At 37.7% G+C, this 19,313-nt stretch carries 17 protein-coding genes; 13 read left to right on the top strand and 4 right to left on the bottom strand.

Going from position 1 to position 19,313, the window contains the following annotated elements:
- Positions 1–6: 6 nt before the first annotated feature.
- The 3 genes from CCK98_RS20610 (at position 7) to CCK98_RS20600 (ending at position 2,217) form a co-directional block, all read left to right on the top strand.
- A complete protein-coding gene (locus CCK98_RS20610) occupies positions 7–813 on the top strand; it encodes a transporter substrate-binding domain-containing protein (RefSeq protein WP_088088295.1) in 807 nt (268 codons plus the stop codon).
- A gap of 90 nt (positions 814–903) precedes the next feature.
- A complete protein-coding gene (locus CCK98_RS20605; RefSeq protein ID WP_088088294.1) occupies positions 904–1,542 on the top strand; it encodes an amino acid ABC transporter permease in 639 nt (212 codons plus the stop codon).
- Positions 1,543–1,554: 12 nt separating this feature from the next.
- A complete protein-coding gene (locus CCK98_RS20600) occupies positions 1,555–2,217 on the top strand; it encodes an amino acid ABC transporter permease (RefSeq protein ID WP_088088293.1) in 663 nt (220 codons plus the stop codon).
- Positions 2,218–2,400: 183 nt separating this feature from the next.
- Here CCK98_RS20600 and CCK98_RS20595 read toward each other — a convergent pair whose 3' ends face one another.
- A complete protein-coding gene (locus CCK98_RS20595) occupies positions 2,401–2,616 on the bottom strand; it encodes a DUF1540 domain-containing protein (RefSeq protein WP_088088292.1) in 216 nt (71 codons plus the stop codon).
- Between the two features lie 301 nt (positions 2,617–2,917).
- Here CCK98_RS20595 and CCK98_RS20590 point away from each other — a divergent pair, with 301 nt between their 5' ends.
- Entirely contained in the window at positions 2,918–3,988 is a 1,071-nt protein-coding gene (locus tag CCK98_RS20590) for a pyruvate kinase (protein WP_088088291.1), read from the top strand.
- Positions 3,989–4,129: 141 nt separating this feature from the next.
- Here CCK98_RS20590 and CCK98_RS20585 read toward each other — a convergent pair whose 3' ends face one another.
- On the bottom strand, positions 4,130–4,315 hold the full coding sequence (locus tag CCK98_RS20585) for a hypothetical protein (protein WP_088088290.1): 186 nt from the start codon (positions 4,313–4,315) through the stop codon (positions 4,130–4,132).
- A gap of 213 nt (positions 4,316–4,528) precedes the next feature.
- Complete coding sequence (locus tag CCK98_RS20580; RefSeq protein WP_088088289.1) at positions 4,529–5,044, bottom strand: J domain-containing protein; 516 nt, start codon at positions 5,042–5,044, stop codon at positions 4,529–4,531.
- 267 nt (positions 5,045–5,311) lie between these two features.
- Between CCK98_RS20580 and CCK98_RS20575 the strand changes: the two genes are divergently transcribed.
- From CCK98_RS20575 to menC, 5 genes are all read left to right on the top strand, one after another.
- Positions 5,312–5,521, top strand: coding sequence for a Fur-regulated basic protein FbpA (locus CCK98_RS20575; protein ID WP_306298957.1), 210 nt, complete (start codon positions 5,312–5,314; stop codon positions 5,519–5,521).
- 434 nt (positions 5,522–5,955) lie between these two features.
- Positions 5,956–6,807: a MurR/RpiR family transcriptional regulator gene (locus CCK98_RS20570; protein WP_088088287.1), complete on the top strand. Its 852-nt coding sequence runs from the start codon at positions 5,956–5,958 to the stop codon at positions 6,805–6,807.
- Positions 6,808–6,831: 24 nt separating this feature from the next.
- On the top strand, positions 6,832–7,983 hold the full coding sequence (locus CCK98_RS20565) for an amidohydrolase (RefSeq protein WP_088088286.1): 1,152 nt from the start codon (positions 6,832–6,834) through the stop codon (positions 7,981–7,983).
- Positions 7,984–8,117: 134 nt separating this feature from the next.
- Positions 8,118–8,945 (top strand): GNAT family N-acetyltransferase, encoded by an 828-nt coding sequence (locus tag CCK98_RS20560; protein ID WP_088088285.1) that lies wholly within the window; start codon positions 8,118–8,120, stop codon positions 8,943–8,945.
- Positions 8,946–8,965: 20 nt separating this feature from the next.
- Entirely contained in the window at positions 8,966–10,075 is a 1,110-nt protein-coding gene (menC, locus tag CCK98_RS20555; protein ID WP_088088284.1) for an o-succinylbenzoate synthase, read from the top strand.
- A gap of 241 nt (positions 10,076–10,316) precedes the next feature.
- Here the strand turns inward: menC and ilvB are convergent, their stop codons facing one another.
- Complete coding sequence (gene ilvB / locus CCK98_RS20550; protein WP_088088283.1) at positions 10,317–11,987, bottom strand: biosynthetic-type acetolactate synthase large subunit; 1,671 nt, start codon at positions 11,985–11,987, stop codon at positions 10,317–10,319.
- 536 nt (positions 11,988–12,523) lie between these two features.
- On the opposite strand from ilvB, the gene CCK98_RS20545 reads away from it, so the two are divergent.
- From CCK98_RS20545 to CCK98_RS20530, 4 genes are read left to right on the top strand one after another with little or no spacing between them, the layout of a single operon-like run.
- Positions 12,524–15,262, top strand: coding sequence for an ATP-binding protein (locus CCK98_RS20545; protein ID WP_088088282.1), 2,739 nt, complete (start codon positions 12,524–12,526; stop codon positions 15,260–15,262).
- Between the two features lie 5 nt (positions 15,263–15,267).
- Positions 15,268–16,113: a protein-glutamate O-methyltransferase CheR gene (locus CCK98_RS20540; protein ID WP_256942423.1), complete on the top strand. Its 846-nt coding sequence runs from the start codon at positions 15,268–15,270 to the stop codon at positions 16,111–16,113.
- Complete coding sequence (locus CCK98_RS20535; protein ID WP_179195880.1) at positions 16,055–18,118, top strand: PAS domain S-box protein; 2,064 nt, start codon at positions 16,055–16,057, stop codon at positions 18,116–18,118. The genes CCK98_RS20540 and CCK98_RS20535 overlap by 59 nt, the downstream gene beginning before the upstream one ends.
- Before the next feature lie 39 nt (positions 18,119–18,157).
- Entirely contained in the window at positions 18,158–19,108 is a 951-nt protein-coding gene (locus tag CCK98_RS20530; RefSeq protein WP_088088281.1) for a sugar ABC transporter substrate-binding protein, read from the top strand.
- Positions 19,109–19,313: the final 205 nt, after the last annotated feature.

The raw sequence follows: 19,313 nt of genomic DNA, 5'->3' as shown, positions 1-19,313 counted from the left end.
AATGGAATGTTCAAAACAAGAAATTTCGTAAAAATGGCGGTAGTGTCAACTATGGCTGCCATCCTACTTGCAGGATGCGGAGGGGACAAGGCCTCGAAAGAAAGCAGTAAGGATGTACTTGCTCAGATTAAAGAAGAGAAAAAAATCGTATTTGGTGTAAAACATGATACTCGTTTGTTTGGATTGAAAAATCCTTCAACAGGTGAGGTGGAAGGGTTTGACATTGATCTTTCTAAAGCACTGGCCGAAGAAATGTTTGGCAAAGAGGTTAAGCCTGAGTATGTAGAGGTTACTTCGAAAACGAGGGTAGGACTCTTAAATAATGGTAAGGTTGATGCGGTTGTCGCCACTATGACCATCAATGAAGAACGTAAAAAAGAAGTCGATTTTACGGATGTATATTTTGATGCCGGGCAATCATTGCTAGTGAAAAAAGGAAGCAAGGTTAAAGGCATTGAAGACTTGAAAAAAGGAACGAAGGTGCTTGCTGTTAAAGGCTCGACCTCATCCGTAAATATTCGTGAGAAAGCTCCTGAAACAACCGTACTTGAATTTGAAAACTATGCTGAAGCTTTTACAGCCTTAAAGTCAGGTAAGGGTGATGCCCTGACCACAGATGATGCGATCCTTTATGGTATGGCAGAAGAAGATCCGTCCTTTGAATTGGTCGGAGGAACTTTCACAGAAGAGCCTTATGGGATAGCTGTTAAAAAAGGCAATAAAGAGCTTGTCGATGAGTTGAATAAAGCATTAAAAAGCCTGAAGGATTCAGGGAAGTACGATGAAATTAAGGATAAATGGATTAAACATTAATTATTTATATCGGGTTTCTCGTCAGGTTGGGCAGCAGTCCGCAGGCAAGTTTGCGGACCTGCTCATTCCGATGAATTAGGAGGAGATCGTTTGCTGGATTTCTCGATACTAACAAATAATATCGATTCATTTTTGGAAGGATTAAAAATAACGATTATTGCCAGTTTAATAGCATTAATATGCAGTTTTATTTTGGGAACACTTATTGCAATCATGCGAATTGCCCCATTTAAACCTCTTAACTTTCTCGGTTCGGCATATGTTGAATTTATCCGTAATATACCTGTACTAGTTATCGTGTTTTTCACTTACTTAGCTGGAAATTTTGGCGGGATGACTGCAGGAACCATCGGATTGACCATCTATACAGCCGCTTTCATTGCTGAAGCAATCCGTGCCGGAATTATGTCTGTTCCAAAAGGGCAAATGGAAGCTGCCCGCTCGACAGGATTGAGTTACGGCCAGGCAATGAGAATGGTTATACTCCCTCAGGCTATTAAGATCGTCATCCCTCCTCTTGGCAACCAATTTATCAATTTAGTTAAAAATTCATCATTGTTAGCCGTAGTCGCAGGTGGGGATTTAATGTATCAGGGGGATTTAATTTCGGCAAAGACATACATAACTTTTGATACCTATATTTTTGTGGCCTTATTTTATTTAATTTTAACAATACCTTTAAGTCTTGGCGTAGGATTTTTAGAAAAACGCATGGCTAGAAGTAATTAAGGAGCTGTGTAGATGGATTTTCTAGCACCGTTCATTGAAGTGTATACACTGGACAATATTAAATTTTTACTGGAAGGGTTTGGGGTCACTCTTAAGGTCGCTGCCATTTCAATTGTGCTTAGCTTCATTATTGGCGGTCTCACAGGAACGCTCAGATATGCGAGGATTCCCGTTGTTTCTAAATTACTGGCCTTGATTGTTGAGACGATTCGAAACCTTCCTTTGCTGCTGATCATTTTCTTCACTTATTTTGCATTGCCCGAAATCGGAATTGAAATGGAAATAACTTCAGCGGCTATTGCAGCATTGACGGTTTTTGAATCGGCGATGATATCGGAAATTATCCGAAGCGGTTTAAACTCCATCGAAAAAGGACAGGTGGAAGCAGGACGTGCGTCTGGCCTGACCTACATCCAGACATTACGCTATATCATCATGCCCCAAGCGCTGAGAAGAATGGTTCCTCCGATTGTGAGTCAATTTATTTCTCTGCTTAAAGATACATCGTTAGCTGTCGTCATCGCCTTACCGGATTTATTGCACAACGGACAAATTGTTTATGCGCAAAAGGGATCGTATGTGATACCTGTTTTTGTCATTGTTGCGTTGATGTACTTTATTGTTAATTATGCTTTGTCACTAGTTGCACGAAGGTTAGAATTAAAGCAGACGTAAGAAATCCGGCTCATAAATGGGGCCGGATTTTTTTACTTAAAAATCCAAATGCTTTATTTGATAAAAAATTGAAGATCATTACACGATAAGCAGTTTTAAATATTTAAAGGACAGAAAAGGAGTGAAGGTTATTGACCTTATCTCCTTTGCTGCCCACAAGAGGAATTTCTATTTAAATGAATATTATTTTCTTTTTTTAGACTTAAATGTTTTACAACAGGTTTCGGCTGAACGGCTCACTTCATCAGTATGGTTCTTTTCACCTAACTCAGCAGACATTTCTGTATCATATCTTGCATGACTATCCATTTCAACCATAATTTTTTCAGCGGTACATACATTACCTGAGCCATAGAACGTACAGTTTGAGATAGCACATGAAACCTCTACTTTTGGCATTGCTCTATACCTCCTTTAAGTTTCCTTACAAACATTCTTTTGAAAATTTATGTTAGTCCAGAGGAGGACAACCTTAGTGTTAATCACGCAACTCTTTTACATACCAGATAACATAGTGCCAATGTAAGCCATTTAAAAGAAAGTTCTTCATCATAATTTATGTTGGAATGGAGCTAACAATTGAAGATATACGCTCTGTTGGAAACATAAAACTTTTAGGATTTATCCTACTTCTTTTATTCATTCCTAATAAAAGCTACTTTGGGCACAATAATTCCGACCATAAAATTGAGGTGATACCATGTCTGTTGATCGTATATGTACCATTGGACCGGCAAGTAATGATAAAAAAGTTCTCACTGAGTTGATTAATCATGGGATGACGATTGCACGATTGAATTTTTCTCATGGGACTCACGACAGCCACAGGAATGTCATTCGATTATTAAAAACACTTAGCAGAGAGAAAGGACATCCAATTAAAGTATTGGGTGATCTCCAAGGTCCAAAAATACGACTGGGCGAAGTGGAAGGTGAAAAAATCACTCTTAACACAGGACAGTCCTTTTCCCTTCACATCGATCAAGTAGTAGGTAACGATAAACAAGCAAGTGTCGATTATGAAGGTTTAATTAAAGATGTAAAATTAGGAAATCGAATTTTAATTAATGATGGCGCCGTGGAGTTGGAAGTTACGAAGGTAGAGCAAACTAAAGTTGTTACCACAGTTAAATCAGGAGGGGAAATATCTTCCCATAAAGGAGTAAATCTTCCAGGTGTTGTTACCAGTTTACCAGCCCTTACTGAAAAAGATAAACAAGATATTCAATTCCTTTTACAAGAAGAAGTGGATTTCATAGCTTGCTCATTTGTCCGCAGGGCAGCGCATATTAAAGAAGTTCGCAGCTTTATGGAAAGTGTGGAGGGACATACGCCTAAGCTGGTGGCCAAAATTGAAACGGTTGAGGCCATTCAAAATTTCCAGAAAATTTGTTCGGAAACTGATGCCGTAATGATTGCCCGGGGCGACCTTGGTGTAGAGCTGCCCTATCAATGGATTCCATTGTTACAAAAAGCGATGATTAGCGAATGCAACCGGCTGGATACGTATGTCATAACAGCAACCCAAATGCTGCAATCAATGGTAGAGAATCCTCTGCCAACAAGAGCGGAAGTCACAGATATATTCCAATCCGTAATGGATGGGACAAACGCTGTGATGTTGTCTGCTGAAAGTGCTGCAGGAAATTATCCTGTACAGAGCATTGAAACATTGAAGCTTGTGTCCCAATTTGCAGACTCCGTGAGGAAAGAAGCACCTTTTGATTTTGCGGATATGCTAAAACTCTTGAATAATACAATTAGTTGTTAAAAAAGAAAAGCTGTTTTCGTTTTTTATAGACATCCGATATCCTTAAAACGTAATTCCTAGGAAAAAAACAACATCCATTCCCTAACAGCAAAAAGGAAGGAAGGTGAATTTCACCTTCCTAATATTTTTTCTAATTAAATTTTAAGCTCGCTGAATCGTAGTGGTTGAGAAGTTTTTAACCATTTTTTGCAAGTTTCTATGACCTTCTCTTAATTTTATTGTTTCTTCGATAATTTTTTGGAATCCTTCCAAATCTCTATCAGATGCATTTAATAAGGACTTCGGTAGACCTTCGACGATTTGTTGTAGGGATAAATCCATACTCAAGGAAAATGACCACCTTTCAACTTATTCATTAGACATCTGTTACGTCTTCTTAACTATTTTTGTAACGAGATGATTTTTTCCTGCTATCACGTTTTAAAACTTATCTACATTAATCTCCATATTTTATAATGAATAGTTAAATTACTTCTTAATCGGACAAATTAAGACGGTAAATCAAAGGGTACTTCTCCTGTTTGTAGAAAAATATTAAATTTAAATGGTCTTTTTGTAATGTTCAAAAAACACTTTAAAAAGTCTTTCGTCACCAGCTCGATCGGGATGAAGGGCTTTAAGTAGTTTCTTAAACTCTTTCTTCAACATTGCTTTGTCAGCCTCCGCATCTAAACCAAATAATGAATTAAAGGTAAGTGGGGGATGATCGGAAAGAGCATATTCTGCTTTTAACATTTTTTTTAAGCCACTAACTTTTGCTTGTTCGATCCGAATAGTAGTTTTTACCTCTTCGATTTCCTCTTTTAATTTCTGGTTCTCTTGTAACGTCTTTTCCCAGTGCAGATAATCCATACCAAATTGTTTAATCTTGTCCTCAATTTTCTTTTCTAATATGAATGCTACTAGATCTTTTGGTTGGATCAAGAAGTCAATATTAAAATGTTTGGTCCTTTTCGCTTTTATTTTCCCTTCGAGGATCCAACGTATGACGATTTGTTCACTAGCTGTTATCCCTTCATCCCTTAGCAGTTCAGTAACCTCTTTTACATTTAACATGTGATCCACTCATTCTTGTTTCTAATTTTTTTTACATTTCTATGTACTTTTTGTTTTTAAAGTTAAATTCAATGTATCATACATAAAAACTTTTCAGGTTTACGATAATATTAAGTTTTATTAAGAATTATTTTCAAAATTAACTTTTAGATTAAATTTTTAGAAAGACATTTTCTTTTGTTAAAGAAGGTTAACAATTCCTTTAAAAGTCATTAAATACCCGTTCAATCGACAAATTCTTAAAAAATCTCATTTATAATTGCCTTTATGAAAGGAGTGGAACCCTTCTTAATGAAAAATAACCAACGAAAAGCTGTCCACCAAAAAAGGCAATTTTTAATAAATGAACTAATTAGATCGGGAATATTTAAAAAAAATAATAAACATTTGTATGAATGGACTTTGGGTGAACTAGAAACTGAGTACCAATATATTGAAACAAATAGTTTGGATTCAAGTACAAAAACAATAAGATAAATAAGCATTCTTCAACTAAAATAATCTTAGAATTTAATGATAATCGGGGCGGAGTACTATATTTTCATTTAATTTGAAGTATGAAGTAGGAAAGTGATAATCGTAGGTTTACGAATTTGATTTCTTAAAAATTGTGTACATAGGTACCAATTATTAAATTAAAGGGAAATAATAGTTGAAGATCTAGCTGCTTTGGCGGCTTTTTTGTTTTTTCCAATAAAGGATGCATCATAAAAGCTAGGTGTCAGGCACCACCCATTTACTGGATGGTGCCTGACACTTTTTTGTTTATAAGTGGATTTTAAAGAAACTAGAAATTTTTTATAAAAAAAGATTTCTAAATATTCAACAAATAGGTTATAATAAAAAACAATAAAGAAGTTACTGCAACATTTATAAAATATGAAGCATTTCCTGCATGAATTGGAGGACATATGAAAAACTTTGAAACAATTATTAAGGAAAAATATGGTACTTTGTCTCCTGGGCAAAAAAAAGTGGCTAAACATTTAATCGAAAAACTGGATGAATCAGCTTTTGACACGGCAACTATGATTGGACGAAAGGTAGATGTTAGTGAAACCACCGTCATCCGACTCTCATATGCTTTGGGATTCAATGGTTTTAGCGAAATGCTGCACTACATCCAACAGCAGATTGTAAACAAAAGTTTGAATCCATTCAGTACAGATTCCAAAATCGAAAATAAAGAGGAAGAGCACACTTCTCTTTTTACGGAAATCATGGAAAAGGAAATTCTTTCCCAGCGACAAACCAATCACCAGCTCAATGAAACCGAACTTTGGAAGGTCGTTGATGTTTTAATCAAAGCAGATCGGATCTTCATTTTGGGAATGGGTGCATCCTATGCACCAGCTCACTGGTTTTCTTTTCAGCTCCATACACTGCGAGATCGAGTCACACTTTGTCCGTCAACAGGAGAAATCTATGAGCGGTTAGCCGATTTAAGTGATCGCTCTGTTCTATTTATTATCTCGTTTCCTCGTTATTCGAAGGAAACCCTGCATATTGCAGAATGTGCCAAAAAACAAGGGGTTCCAATCATTTGCGTTACCGATCGTTTATTGTCTCCGATTGGTCGAATCGCCGATTATACGCTGACAACAGAAGAAGATTCCGAATCGGCCGCCCATTCCATTACACCTGCGATCATTTTGTTGGATTTTATCATTGCTGGGATGAAGGTGAAAAATTCGGATGAAATCCAAGTTCGACAGCAGAAATTAGAAGAACTTTACTCAAACTATGGTGTGTTTGTGGAATGAACAAATTAGGAAAGGAGTTCCACTATGAGCCAGCTTATCAATTTTATGAACGAGCAGGAACAAGCGATTCTAAAGACTTATACTGATCTGCACCAATTGGCGGAGCCAAGCTGGCAGGAACAGAAAACTTCACAATATATTCAGGAAGAATTAGCGAAAGCAGGGATCTCATTTAAAACATACGAAGGGCATTTTGGTATTGTTGCCGATATTCCAGGAGAAGGCAACGAGATCGTTGCCTTACGTGCCGATATGGATGCCCTATTACAAGAAGTGAAAGGGAAGGTTCAACCCAATCATTCCTGCGGGCACGATGCCCACAGCACCATGGTATTACATACTGCCTTAGCCATAGCTGCTAATAAATCTTTTCACACTAAGCCGATCCGGTTTATTTTTCAACCAGCAGAGGAGAAGGGGGAGGGGGCGCTGCGAATGATGCAAGAAGGTGCTTTGGAAGGTGTTCAATACTTATTTGGTGTTCATCTTCGTCCATGGATGGAAGTTCCAATGGGGAAAGTGGCTCCTGCCATTGTTCATAGTTCCTGTGCAACCATTTACGGGGTCATCAAGGGCAAGCAAGCACATGCATCGCGGCCTCAGGATGGAAATAATCCAATCGAAGCCGCTTCGTACCTAATTCAGGCCTTGCAAAACATTCGTTTAAAAAGCCCGGACTCCTTTTCAATTAAAATGACAGGCTTACTTGCTGGAGGAGATTCCTCCAATGTCATACCGGAAACCGCAAATTTTATTTTGGACTTACGTGCAAGTACAAATGGAGCAATGGATGAACTGCAGTCTAGAGCAGTGGATTTGCTAGAGAAGGTCGGTACTTTGACTGGGACAAGTATAACCGGAACCGTGAAAGAATTTGTTCCTGCTGCAAGTTTAAATACGGAAGCTATAAAACTAGCAAAGATGGCCGCTGCCTCTGTCTTGGGAGAAGAAAATGTAGTAGACAATTGTATTTCACAAGGAGGAGAAGATTTTCACTTCTATACCCTGCAAAAACCGGAAGTAAAAGCGACCATGATTGGATTAGGCTGTGACTTGCGTCCTGGACTTCACCACCCAGACATGCAATTTAATCAGAAGGCACTACTATATGGAACGAAAATATTAACAAGTCTACTTTATAATGCCGCTTCAAAAAATAATGAAAATAACCATTAATGGTGGATATTATGAAAAAGTATATGGTTGGTTTGTGTGTAGCATGTCTAGTCCCGATATGGCAACCTGCGGTGGTTTAAAAAGCTTTCTTAAAAATGTCATCTAATCAAGTGTCAGGAGGATAGTTACTAAATATGGACTTACAAAAACTGATTACGATACGCATGTTACATACGGCAGAAGAATTGACTGCTGTGAGAGATTTAGAAAGTCTTGTTTGGGCTGATGAGGATCCAGTACCCGTTAACCATAGCATTGCCGTTGTTAAAAATGGCGGGATGGTGATAGGCGCTTTTTCTGGAACTCGATTAATTGGCTTTCAGTATAGCTTTCCAGGATTTGATGGGACAAAAGTCTATCTATGTTCGCATAGTATGGGGATTCATCCAGATTTTCGAAAAATGGGAATCGGTGAAAAATTAAAATTAAAGCAGCGTGAAGAAGCACGAAAGATGGGCTATCAACTCATCACGTGGACATATGACCCACTGGAAACGGTCAATGGATATCTTAATTTAAGCAAACTAGGCGGAGCGTGTACGCAGTATATTGAGAATTGTTATGGTGAAATGCCTGATATTCTTAATGCAGGGTTGCCATCTGATCGCTTTTTAGTGGAATGGAACATAGCTGAGGAAACGTCTAAGCGGATGGAAGATTTCGTTGATAACCATGAAGTCCCCCTCTTGATTCAAGTGGAAGAGGATGCCGAGGGGTTGCCGGTACCGAAGGATATTTTTCTAGATAGCGAGAGGGATGCCTGGGCCAATCTCCTCTATGTTCCGGTTCCAAATCAATTCCAAACGATTAAAGCGAATAATTTAAAAGCCGCATTAGAATGGAGAATGAAAACGCGCAAGGTTTTTACCCATTATTTGAGCAAAGGGTGGACGGTTACGGCATTACGGAAAAGTGATCAGCCTTACCTTCATCATTATGTATTAACCAAGAAATATACTTAACGGAGTGAGGTATAAATAGTATGGAATTACAACGAATTGTGTTAAGACATATGAAAATGGATCTATTACACCCCTTTACGACCGCTGTAGGGACCGAATATGATAAAGATTTTATTTTGGTCGAAGTCAGAACGAAGGATGGCATTACGGGATGGGCTGAATCCGTTGCTGCGATTGATGCCACATATAAAGAAGAAACTGTCAAAACCAATTGGCATATGATGGAGGATTTTCTGATTCCACTTCTTCTGAAAGAGCCAATTTCTCATCCAGATGAGGTCTCCGAGCGCTTTCATCATGTCCGTGGGAATTATATGGCAAAGGCTGCCCTTGAAGGGGCCATTTGGGATGCTTATGCTAAACAGCAAGGAGTTAGTCTATCGAGTGCCCTTGGAGGAACATTAGAAAAGATTGAGGTCGGCGTCAGTATTGGGATCCAGGATACGGTCGAAGAATTATTAGCTTTGATTGAGGGGCATCTACAAGAAGGATATAAACGGATCAAAGTGAAAATTCAACCAGGATGGGATTTAAACATTTTAGCAGAGATTCGAAAACACTACCCAGATATTCCATTAATGGCGGATGCAAATACCGCTTATACTTTAGAGGATATCGAAACGCTTAAGGCGATGGATCAGTTCAATTTAATGATGATCGAGCAGCCATTGGGCTTTGATGATATCATTGATCATGCGCAGCTTCAAGCGCAAATCGAGACACCAATTTGTCTGGATGAAAGTATCCATAATGTGGATGATGTGCGAAAAGCCATTCAACTTGGCAGTTGTAAAATTATTAATATTAAAATTGGGCGTGTCGGAGGGTTAACAGAATCTAAAAAAATCCATGATTTATGTGAGGCGAATGGGATTCCCGTCTGGTGTGGCGGCATGCTTGAGGCTGGAGTTGGCAGGGCACATAATATTGCAATAACAAGCCTGTCTAATTTTACTCTCCCAGGTGATACAGCTGCTTCTGCCCGGTATTGGAAGGAAGATATTATTGATCCCGAAGTAACAGTGGAAGACGGGATGATTACAATTCCAAAACAACCCGGTATAGGGTATGAACCGAACCGGGAGCGTATTGACAAGTACACGTTGTATAGCCGTACTTTTCATTCATAACTAATGTATATTTATATAGACCTAAACTTCCTGGATTCGCTGAAAGAACATACAAATTCGCTGATAGAACTTAAAGATTCGCTGATAGAAGCTAATAATTCGCTGATAGAATCTATTCTCACCTTTTGGAATCGAAAATTCGCTCATAAAATGTAAAAATCCACTCATTTTTACACTTCTGGACGATTCCCTCCTAAAAAAAACGCCAAACCTTTGAATTCCACAATGGTTTGGCGTTTTTTTAACGAGATAGGATGGTTTGATGGTTGTTATGGTTTGGCGGTACCATCGGATAGACGTTTTCTTCCTCCATTATATTAAACTCCATGAGAACTGGCCCGGTACACTGAAATGCTTCCCTAATAATCTGCTTAGCTTCTTCTTCGGTCTGGGCCCTAAATCCGGTTACACCGTATGCCTGAGCCAATTGGACGAAATTCGGTGAAGTCATTTTGACTTGGGAATACCGCCCCTGATAAAACAGTTCCTGCCATTGGCGCACCATGCCAAGATAGCCATTATTCAAGATAGCGATTTTTAGCGGAAGTTGATACTTCACAGCTGTGACCAATTCCTGAAGATTCATCTGAAAGCTGCCATCGCCTGAGACACAAATGACAGACCTTCCCGGACAAGCAGCAGCTGCTCCAATTGCTGCAGGCAGTCCGTAGCCCATGGTCCCCAATCCGCCGGATGTAATCAGTGTCCGCGGCCTGGTAAAAGCATAATGATGAGCAGTCCATATTTGATGCTGACCCACGTCCGTTACCACAACAGTATCCTGAGTGGAAGAGTCACTTAACAGCCGAATTACCATCTGAGGGTTCAACACACTGTTGGATTGATCAAAACGAGGGACCGTACGTTTCCATTCGACCACCTCATTTGACCAAATTCCAGTATTTTCATTAATTTTTTGATAATCTAATTGATTTTTCAATGTAGATAGAAACTCTTTTGCATCGCTGACAATCGGCAAGTCGATAGGGATGATTTTATTGATTTCAGCAGGATCTATATCCACATGGATCTTTTTCGATGAAGGCGAAAAACCACTAATTCTTCCTGTCACTCGGTCACTGAAACGAACCCCAATACTAATTAAAAGGTCACAATGATGGACGGCTTTATTAGCGGCAAACGTCCCATGCATCCCGAGCATCCCCAGGTACAACGGGTTTCCTGCTTCCATAGAACCAATCCCCATAAGGGAGCTTACGACAGGGATTCGAGTTTGCTTTACAACCTCTCTTAAATAATCGGCAGCTCCTGAAGCGATGATCCCGCCCCCAATGAATAACACTGGCTTTCTTGCTGTTTCCATTAAACTCTTTGCCATTTTAATAGAATTTTCTATCCTATTCCTCCTTTTAAGCTGTGGTCGACCTAAACGGTGGTTCTGGGTAACATTCATCGTTGTATCTGTTGTGAGTTCAAGCAAAACAGGTCCTGGTCTCCCGTTAGTCGCCATCGTAAGGCAATTTTTAAGAGCTTCTTGGATGCCTTCGATGTTATTTATTTTTAAGGCGTGCTTCGTAATGGCCATTGTAAGTCCTGAAATGTTTAATTCAAGAAACGCTTCATGATTGGTATGGAGCGGATCATCCTGTATTTGTCCTGCTATAATGACTAACGGCACCGAGTCACTATAAGCAGTTGCGATCCCAGTAGTGCTATTGGTTATTCCTGAAGCAGTGGTTAGCAGGACTACTCCAGGTTTGCCTGTAGCACGAGCGAAACCATCTGCAGCATGAACCGCAGCTTGCTCATGCTGCATCCGTACATAACGGAGATTTGTATCTTTCAAAAGCATTAACTCTTGTTCGTCACAGCCAAAGAAGCAGTCCACACCTAGCGAACTTAATGAATTTATAAACATTTCTAAATCTGAAAATTCTTTTAACAATGTCATACCCTCACCTGATTTCTATTTTTAAAGAATATTCTAAAATATTTGGATTCATTTGTATGTGAAATAAATCATGTTTCCTATAATTTTTGATTGTCTCCATTCTCAGTGAAGAAAAAAAACGGTAACTGTAGTAGTATTATAGTGAAGGTGATTGTATGGAAGCAGGGGGTTAATCGTCAGGTATTAGTGACTCGTAAGTTTGTTATATTGAAATAATAAAACAATAAAGAGTGAAACCTTCACATTTACTATAATTCTTCAAAACCCTCTAAAATTGGACATTTTTAACAGGCTATTGATGTACTTTTTATTAATTATGGGTGGAAGGATGTGCATCCTTTTTATTAGCCACTTTCCTTCATTAATATTAAATATTATGTAGACGATAATATTGACTTAAAGTAAAATAAAAAAATATGAAAGATAATTGATAAATGGGAAGTTTTATCATTTTGAATATTCTATTTTTTGTGACAACTATGATTTAAGTTTAATAGATTAACCTGTTAAGAAACGATAGGAAATATGGAGGTCTTATGAAATTTAAAACAAAGCTCTATACGAGCATCGGTTCATTACTGCTATTGTTTTTTATTATCGCAATCATTTTAATGAACATGCTCGAACAATCGACAGTAAATATGAATATTGTTGTTAATGATTTAAATGAGCGAATCAAAATGGCTTCCGATATTAAATATGAGACTTCTAGAATAGGTTTAGAGTTAAATTCGGTGTTATCGGAACGTAGAGATGAAATCGATTTAATGGCGACGAATTCTTGGGAAGATTCCCATACCAATTTGCAAGCTGCGATTGAATCACTAGAAGAAATGGATAAGGAAGAGAAATCTCAAGAACTAATCGCAAAATTTAATACATTGCATGAACAATATCTAAATATGGGTCAGCAAGCTTTGACAGCAAAAAAACTAAATAGTGAGTATGAAATTCCTGCTGTCTTTTGGACTGATGCTGAACTTTTAAGACAAAGAATGAATCAAATTGCCGACCTTCTTTATGGATTGCAAGAACAAAAGATGAAAAATGAGCTCTTAAGGTCGAAAGATACATACAATATGGCTGTTACCATTATTTACATTTATCTTGCCATTGCCTTATGTATTGGAATTGCTTTCACGTTTTGGATTATTAGAGGTATGACCAATAACCTGAACAAAATAACAGCTGTTATGAAAAGTGCTACCACTAGTGATTTTAGTTCATTGCCCCGAATTGAGCTTTCCACTAAGGGTGAGTTGGGTGAAATCGCAGTTTCCTTTAATAAAATGGCACATGCACTAGAGGAACAAAGTAAGCTAGAGAAACAATTAAAAGAAGTAGCAGAAGAGCAAAGTTGGCTGAATAGGAAAATTGCCGAGATTGCTACCATTTATCCTGAGGTTGAAAATGTTTCGATGTTAGCAGAATTGTTAATTACAAAACTTGTACCAATGGTAGGAGCTAGTTATGGAGTTTTTTATGTTAAGGAAGTGGAAGAGCGAGAGAAGTATCTAAAAAAGATTTCTGCCTATGCCTCTTTAGATGATAATAAAGATTATATGCGTTTTCGTTTTGGAGATGGTCTGATCGGACAATGCGCACTTGAAAAACGTTCAATCTTACTAACCAATGTCCCTGATCACTACGTAAAAATTAGATCAGGCCTTGGAGTAGGTTCACCGAAAAATATTATTATTTTACCGATTCAATTTGAAAATGATGTACAAGCTGTCATTGAAATTGCATCATTTGAGTCCTTTAGTCCCCTTCAAGTTAAACTATTGGAAGCCGTAACTCATAATATTGGTATTAAGATAAACAGTATTGTCAGCCATATGAAAGCAGAAAGATTATTGCAAGATTCACAAGCCTTGACAGAAGAACTTCAAGCTCAATCAGAAGAACTGCAGTTACAACAAGAGGAGTTAAGAACGACGAATGAAAAACTAGAAGAGCAGTATATAGCCTCTGAACAAAAGAACAAGGAAATCGAAAAGGTTAGGGAGGCGCTTGAAGAGAAAGCTCAACAATTGGAGCTTAGCTCTCAATATAAAACGGAGTTTCTAGCGAATATGTCCCATGAGTTAAGAACACCACTTAATAGTTTACTAATTTTAGCACAAATACTCGCTGAAAACGGGGATGGAAATCTTACCGCTGACCAGGAAGAGTATATTCAGACGATTTACTCATCAGGTAATGATTTACTTCATTTAATAAACGATGTTTTAGATATAGCCAAAGTGGAGTCAGGGAAATTAGATGTAAACCCTACAGAGGTAGAGCTACAGGATATACATGATTTTATCGAACGACAATTTACTCCGATTTCGATTCAAAAAAATGTACAGTTCACTATCAAAATGGAAGAAAGTTTATCAGGGTCATTCAATACAGATGAACAGCGTTTACAGCAAATTTTAAAAAATCTCCTTTCAAATGCGTTTAAGTTTACTGAACGTGGCAGTGTGTCATTAAAGGTTCGGAAGGTTATAAAAGATGTCAGTGGCAACCTGTTTGTAGGAGGAATTCGAGAGCAATCGATGCTTGAATTTTCCGTTATCGATACGGGAATTGGCATTGATAAAGACAAACAAGAAACGATATTTGATGCCTTTAAACAAGCAGATGGAACGACAAGTCGTCAATATGGCGGCACTGGATTAGGACTTTCCATTAGTCGAGAAATGGCTCAGTTATTAGGTGGATTTATAGAGGTAACGAGTAAGAAAGGGAAAGGAAGCACCTTCACTTTATACTTGCCATACTTTCAAACGATCAACAAAACAGTAGGAAATACCGCTTTGGAAGAAGTAGCCATAAGTCTTTATGAGGATGATCCACTTAATGATATAAAAGATCAAGAAATTCAATACGGCATTTCTTCTTTGAAAAACAAGAAAATACTCATTGTAGATGATGATATACGGAATGTCTATGCCTTAACAATTGCGCTTGAAAAATATGAAATGAATATTATTATAGCAGAAAATGGCCGTGAAGGGATTGAGGTATTAAAGGACAACCCAGATACAGACTTAATTTTAATGGACATTATGATGCCGGAGATGGATGGGTTTGAAGCCATGCGACAAATTCGCCAAATAACAGAATTTCAAGCAGTACCAATCATCGCCCTTACAGCCAAGGCAATGAAACGCAGTAGAGAAGAATGTTTAGATGCTGGAGCAACGGATTATATCAGTAAGCCGATTAACTTAGACCAGTTATTTTCCTTAATGCAAGTATGGCTATATAGTAAGGAGGGCTAGAAAATTTGATAAAGACACCTGATATTCTACAGTCAGAAGAGATAGAAAGAATTGAAATAGAATTACTGCTAGAGGCCGTATTTCGTTATTATGGTTATGATTTTCGAAACTACGCCTTTCCGTTTATCCAAAGGAGAATTCGCCATCGTGTTTGTAAGGAGAATCTTACAAGTATTTCGGCTCTACAAGAAAAGGTACTACGCGATTCAGTAGTCATGGGGGAATTGCTTTCTGAATTCTCGATTAATGTGACAGAGATGTTCCGGGATCCTTCATTTTTTAAGTCATTCCGAACCAAGGTCATCCCTTTAGTAAGAGATTATCCTGAAATTCGAATTTGGCATGTTGGCTGCTCTTCAGGGGAAGAGGTCTATTCTATGTCTATTCTCTTACATGAAGAAGGGATTTACGATAAAACGAGAATGTTTGCCACCGATATAAACAAAGGTGTTCTAGAAAAGGCAAAGCAAGGTACCTTTCCATTAGATCGGATGCAGCTCTTTACCAAAAACTATATAGAGGCAGGCGGTAAGAGGGCCTTTTCAGAATACTATAAGGCAGTGGATGATAAGGTTTTTTTCCATCCCTTTTTGCAAAAAAATGTTGTGTTTGCCCAGCATGATTTAGTAACGGATCAATCATTTAACGAGTTTGATATCATTATATGCCGAAATGTATTTATCTATTTTAATAAGGATCTTCAAAATCATGTCCATACGTTATTATATAATAGCCTAAGCCCTTCAGGTTTTCTTGGGTTGGGTAAAAGAGAGGGGATAAAATTTACTAGTTATGAACACTGTTACGGAGAATTTGACGCATCAGAAAAAATCTATCGAAAAGTTAAATAGTCCCCATTCCAAAAAGGTAAATATTTTAATGGTGGATGATCATCCCGAAAATCTATTAGCATTGAGAGCTGTACTTACTTCACCCAATTATCACTTAGTAAGTGCGAATTCAGGAAAAGAAGCGTTAAAATGTATGTTAAAACAAGATTTTGCTGTAATTTTACTGGACGTACAGATGCCTGGTCTAAATGGATTTGAAACGGCGAAGCTTATAAAGGCTCGAGAAAAAACAAGACACATCCCGATCATTTTTATCACAGCCATAAGTCAAGATATGGAACATGTGCATCAAGGGTATGCAGTAGGGGCCATTGATTATATTTTTAAACCCTTTAATCCAAAAACATTGAAGCAGAAAATCGAACAATTTGTTAAGATATATCAAAATCACAATGAAAATATCATTCAATCCGATCGAGAACGGAAGGTTGAACTGAATAAAGTGAATAAAAAGTTAGATAGAACAACGTTAAATTTACGGCGGACAGAGGCATTATCCAAAGTTATTGGTGAAACCATTGTCGACACGATCCTTACGTTTGACGATCAATGTTCTATTCTATCAGTGAATCCAGCTATAAAAAGCATGTTTGGTTACAAGGCTGAGGAATTAATCGGTAAACATGTGGTAATGCTTTTTCTAAAATGGATGGGTAACGACGTCCAGGATTCTTCGTTTTCATTCTTTTCCTCAATCAAGCAATCTGTCGGAAAGGTGATAGAATCGGTCGCTATTCGGAAAGATGAAAGTCACTTTCATGCGGACATTCTAATTGGTGAAACCACAGTTGAAAATCAACAGCTTTTTGTTTGTTCGATTCGAGACGTTACAGAAAGAAAGCAGATAGAAGAAATTAAAAAACTCCAATTCAATAATATGGAACAAATAGTTGAAGAACGCACACTAGAACTGATAAGGGCTAACGAGAAACTACAAGAAGAGATAGAGGAACGAGAAAGAATCGCCAATCATCTCTACCGTTCCCAAGAAAGATTTCGTAAAATTTTTGAATCTAGTCCCTGCCTAATGGCGATTTTTTCGCAGAAGAACTTAACCTTTATTGAAGTAAATACTAGTTGGATAAAATTTACTGGTTATAGCCAAGATGAGTTGGAAAAACACAAAATAAATTTGAAGAATTTTGTCGATGAATCAACGGGGAAACCTATTAATCTTGATCGGAAAATTCGTAATAAGAAAATTAGCTATAAAACGAAAAACGGAGATATTCGAGACGGATTATTATCGACTGAAATGATTGATATCGATCCAGAACCATGTACGCTAATTGTTTTAACAGATATTACCGATACCGTTCACCTGGAGAAGGAGATGTCACGATTAGATCGGTTGAATTTAATCGGTGAGATGGCAGCAGGAATTGCCCATGAAATTAGAAATCCGATGACAACTGTTCAAGGGTTTTTACAATTATCAAGGAATAACAGTGCTAATTTATCAGCAGAGATTATTGATTTGATGTTAGATGAATTACGTAGGGCGAACGCGATTATTACTGAATTTCTTAATTTAGCCAAAAACAAGGTCAGTGTGAAGAAAAAGCAAAACTTAAATACGATACTAGAAGCATTATCTCCCCTAATTCAAGCGGAGGCTTTTCGGTCAAATAAACAAGTTAAGCTTGATTTAAATAAGTGTCCGGATATTTATCTCGATCAAAAAGAAATCCGTCAGCTAATCTTAAATATCGCCCTTAATGGACTCGATGCCATGTCGTCGAATGGAAAACTTACGATAAAAACATATACAAAAAACCAAGCCGTCATTTTAGAAATAAAAGATCAGGGTCATGGCATCAGCCCGGACGTTCTCCAAAAATTAGGAACACCTTTCTTTACAACGAAGGAAACGGGAACAGGATTAGGTTTGGCTATTTGCTACAGTGTAGCAAAACGACACCACGCTGAAATTGATATAACAACGGGGGATGAGGGGACCATTTTCTCGATTTGCTTTCAATTAAATCCCATTCTTAATAACTGATCGTTACTATTCTTAAAATAAGAGAGAGGGGAGGATGTATTGTTAAAAAATAGAAAACTAGTTTATTTTGTAGGAGCGGTTATTTCTGTCATCATTATAAGTTTTATTTCTAATTCATTTGTAGATGAAAAACCGAAAGTGGTCGTTGTTTTAAAAAGTTTAGACATACAATATTGGAAAATCATTAAAGCAGGCGCTGAAAAAGGGTTCAGAGATTTTGGCATCGATGGGAAGGTTATCGCACCACGTAATGAATCTGCTGAAGAACAACGTAGATTATTAGAGAAGACCTATCAAGAAAATCCAGATGTATTAATTGTCGCACCGACGGATTCAACGGTTCTTCCTTTACTGGAAAAGTTTACTGATATCAAAAAAACTCCTGTATTACTAGTAGATAATGATTTTCCATTGGAAAATAAAACTTCTTATATCGGTACCGATAACGTGGATTTAGGAAAAAAAGCAGGCTCACTTCTAGCCTCGCAGCTTCAACCTGGAAATAAAGTGGCCATTATCGGTGGCGATTTGTCCATTTCAGTATTTAGAGAACGGATGAATGGCGCTAAAATGGCTTTAAAAGATGCGGGGATCATCTTGGCGGCTGAAAAAATAGGGATATCGGATGATCCCAAAACAGTAAAGAAAGAAATGACAAAGATATTGCGTGATCATCCGGATATTAAGGGAGTCTTTGCTACAAATGACATTTCTGCTTTACTTGTAATTAAGGTATTGGAGGAACATGGTGTTACGATACCAGTCATCGGAGCAGACGGAATTCCTGATATGCTGAAGTTAATCAAGGTTGGAACGATATCTAGTACAGTAGCACAAAATCCTTATGATATGGGATATTTAAGCGTTGAAACAGCATTGAAAGTAACAAAGGGAGAAAATGTTGAAAAAGTTGTTGATACGGGTGTAGATATCATTATTAAAGAGAATGCAAAACAGAGACTAGACTTCCTGAATAAATTGTTAAAATGAATAATAGGTAACGAATAAATGAGTGTCAGGCACCAACCAGATAATTGGATGGTGCCTGACACTTTTTTTGATGATCACGAAATATTAATAATTTCTTGTTCCTTACCATTTCCTTTTTATTCCTTATTCTCTATATAAATTGGGGATTTAGTGGGTGCGTACCCTGAAGAAAGGAAGATAAATTCATAGGGGATTACTTACCAGT

The organism is Bacillus sp. OV166 (genome assembly GCF_900177675.1).
Lineage (GTDB): Bacteria > Bacillota > Bacilli > Bacillales > Cytobacillaceae > Neobacillus.
The sequence above is the reverse complement of the archived record's forward strand: the minus strand, read 5'-3'. Positions and strand labels throughout refer to the sequence as shown.

Excerpts from the sequence above, each read along its gene's own strand:
- CCK98_RS20610 (WP_088088295.1), top strand. The coding sequence starts at position 7 with ATGTTCAAAACAAGAAATTTCGTAAAAATGGCGGTAGTGTCAACTATG.
- CCK98_RS20600 (WP_088088293.1), top strand. The coding sequence starts at position 1,555 with ATGGATTTTCTAGCACCGTTCATTGAAGTGTATACACTGGACAATATT.
- CCK98_RS20595 (WP_088088292.1), bottom strand. The coding sequence starts at position 2,616 with ATGCCAAAAGTAGAGGTTTCATGTGCTATCTCAAACTGTACGTTCTAT.
- CCK98_RS20590 (WP_088088291.1), top strand. The coding sequence starts at position 2,918 with ATGTCTGTTGATCGTATATGTACCATTGGACCGGCAAGTAATGATAAA.
- CCK98_RS20580 (WP_088088289.1), bottom strand. The coding sequence starts at position 5,044 with ATGTTAAATGTAAAAGAGGTTACTGAACTGCTAAGGGATGAAGGGATA.
- CCK98_RS20575 (WP_306298957.1), top strand. The coding sequence starts at position 5,312 with ATGAAAGGAGTGGAACCCTTCTTAATGAAAAATAACCAACGAAAAGCT.
- CCK98_RS20570 (WP_088088287.1), top strand. The coding sequence starts at position 5,956 with ATGAAAAACTTTGAAACAATTATTAAGGAAAAATATGGTACTTTGTCT.
- CCK98_RS20565 (WP_088088286.1), top strand. The coding sequence starts at position 6,832 with ATGAGCCAGCTTATCAATTTTATGAACGAGCAGGAACAAGCGATTCTA.
- CCK98_RS20560 (WP_088088285.1), top strand. The coding sequence starts at position 8,118 with ATGGACTTACAAAAACTGATTACGATACGCATGTTACATACGGCAGAA.
- menC (WP_088088284.1), top strand. The coding sequence starts at position 8,966 with ATGGAATTACAACGAATTGTGTTAAGACATATGAAAATGGATCTATTA.
- ilvB (WP_088088283.1), bottom strand. The coding sequence starts at position 11,987 with ATGACATTGTTAAAAGAATTTTCAGATTTAGAAATGTTTATAAATTCA.
- CCK98_RS20545 (WP_088088282.1), top strand. The coding sequence starts at position 12,524 with ATGAAATTTAAAACAAAGCTCTATACGAGCATCGGTTCATTACTGCTA.
- CCK98_RS20535 (WP_179195880.1), top strand. The coding sequence starts at position 16,055 with ATGAACACTGTTACGGAGAATTTGACGCATCAGAAAAAATCTATCGAA.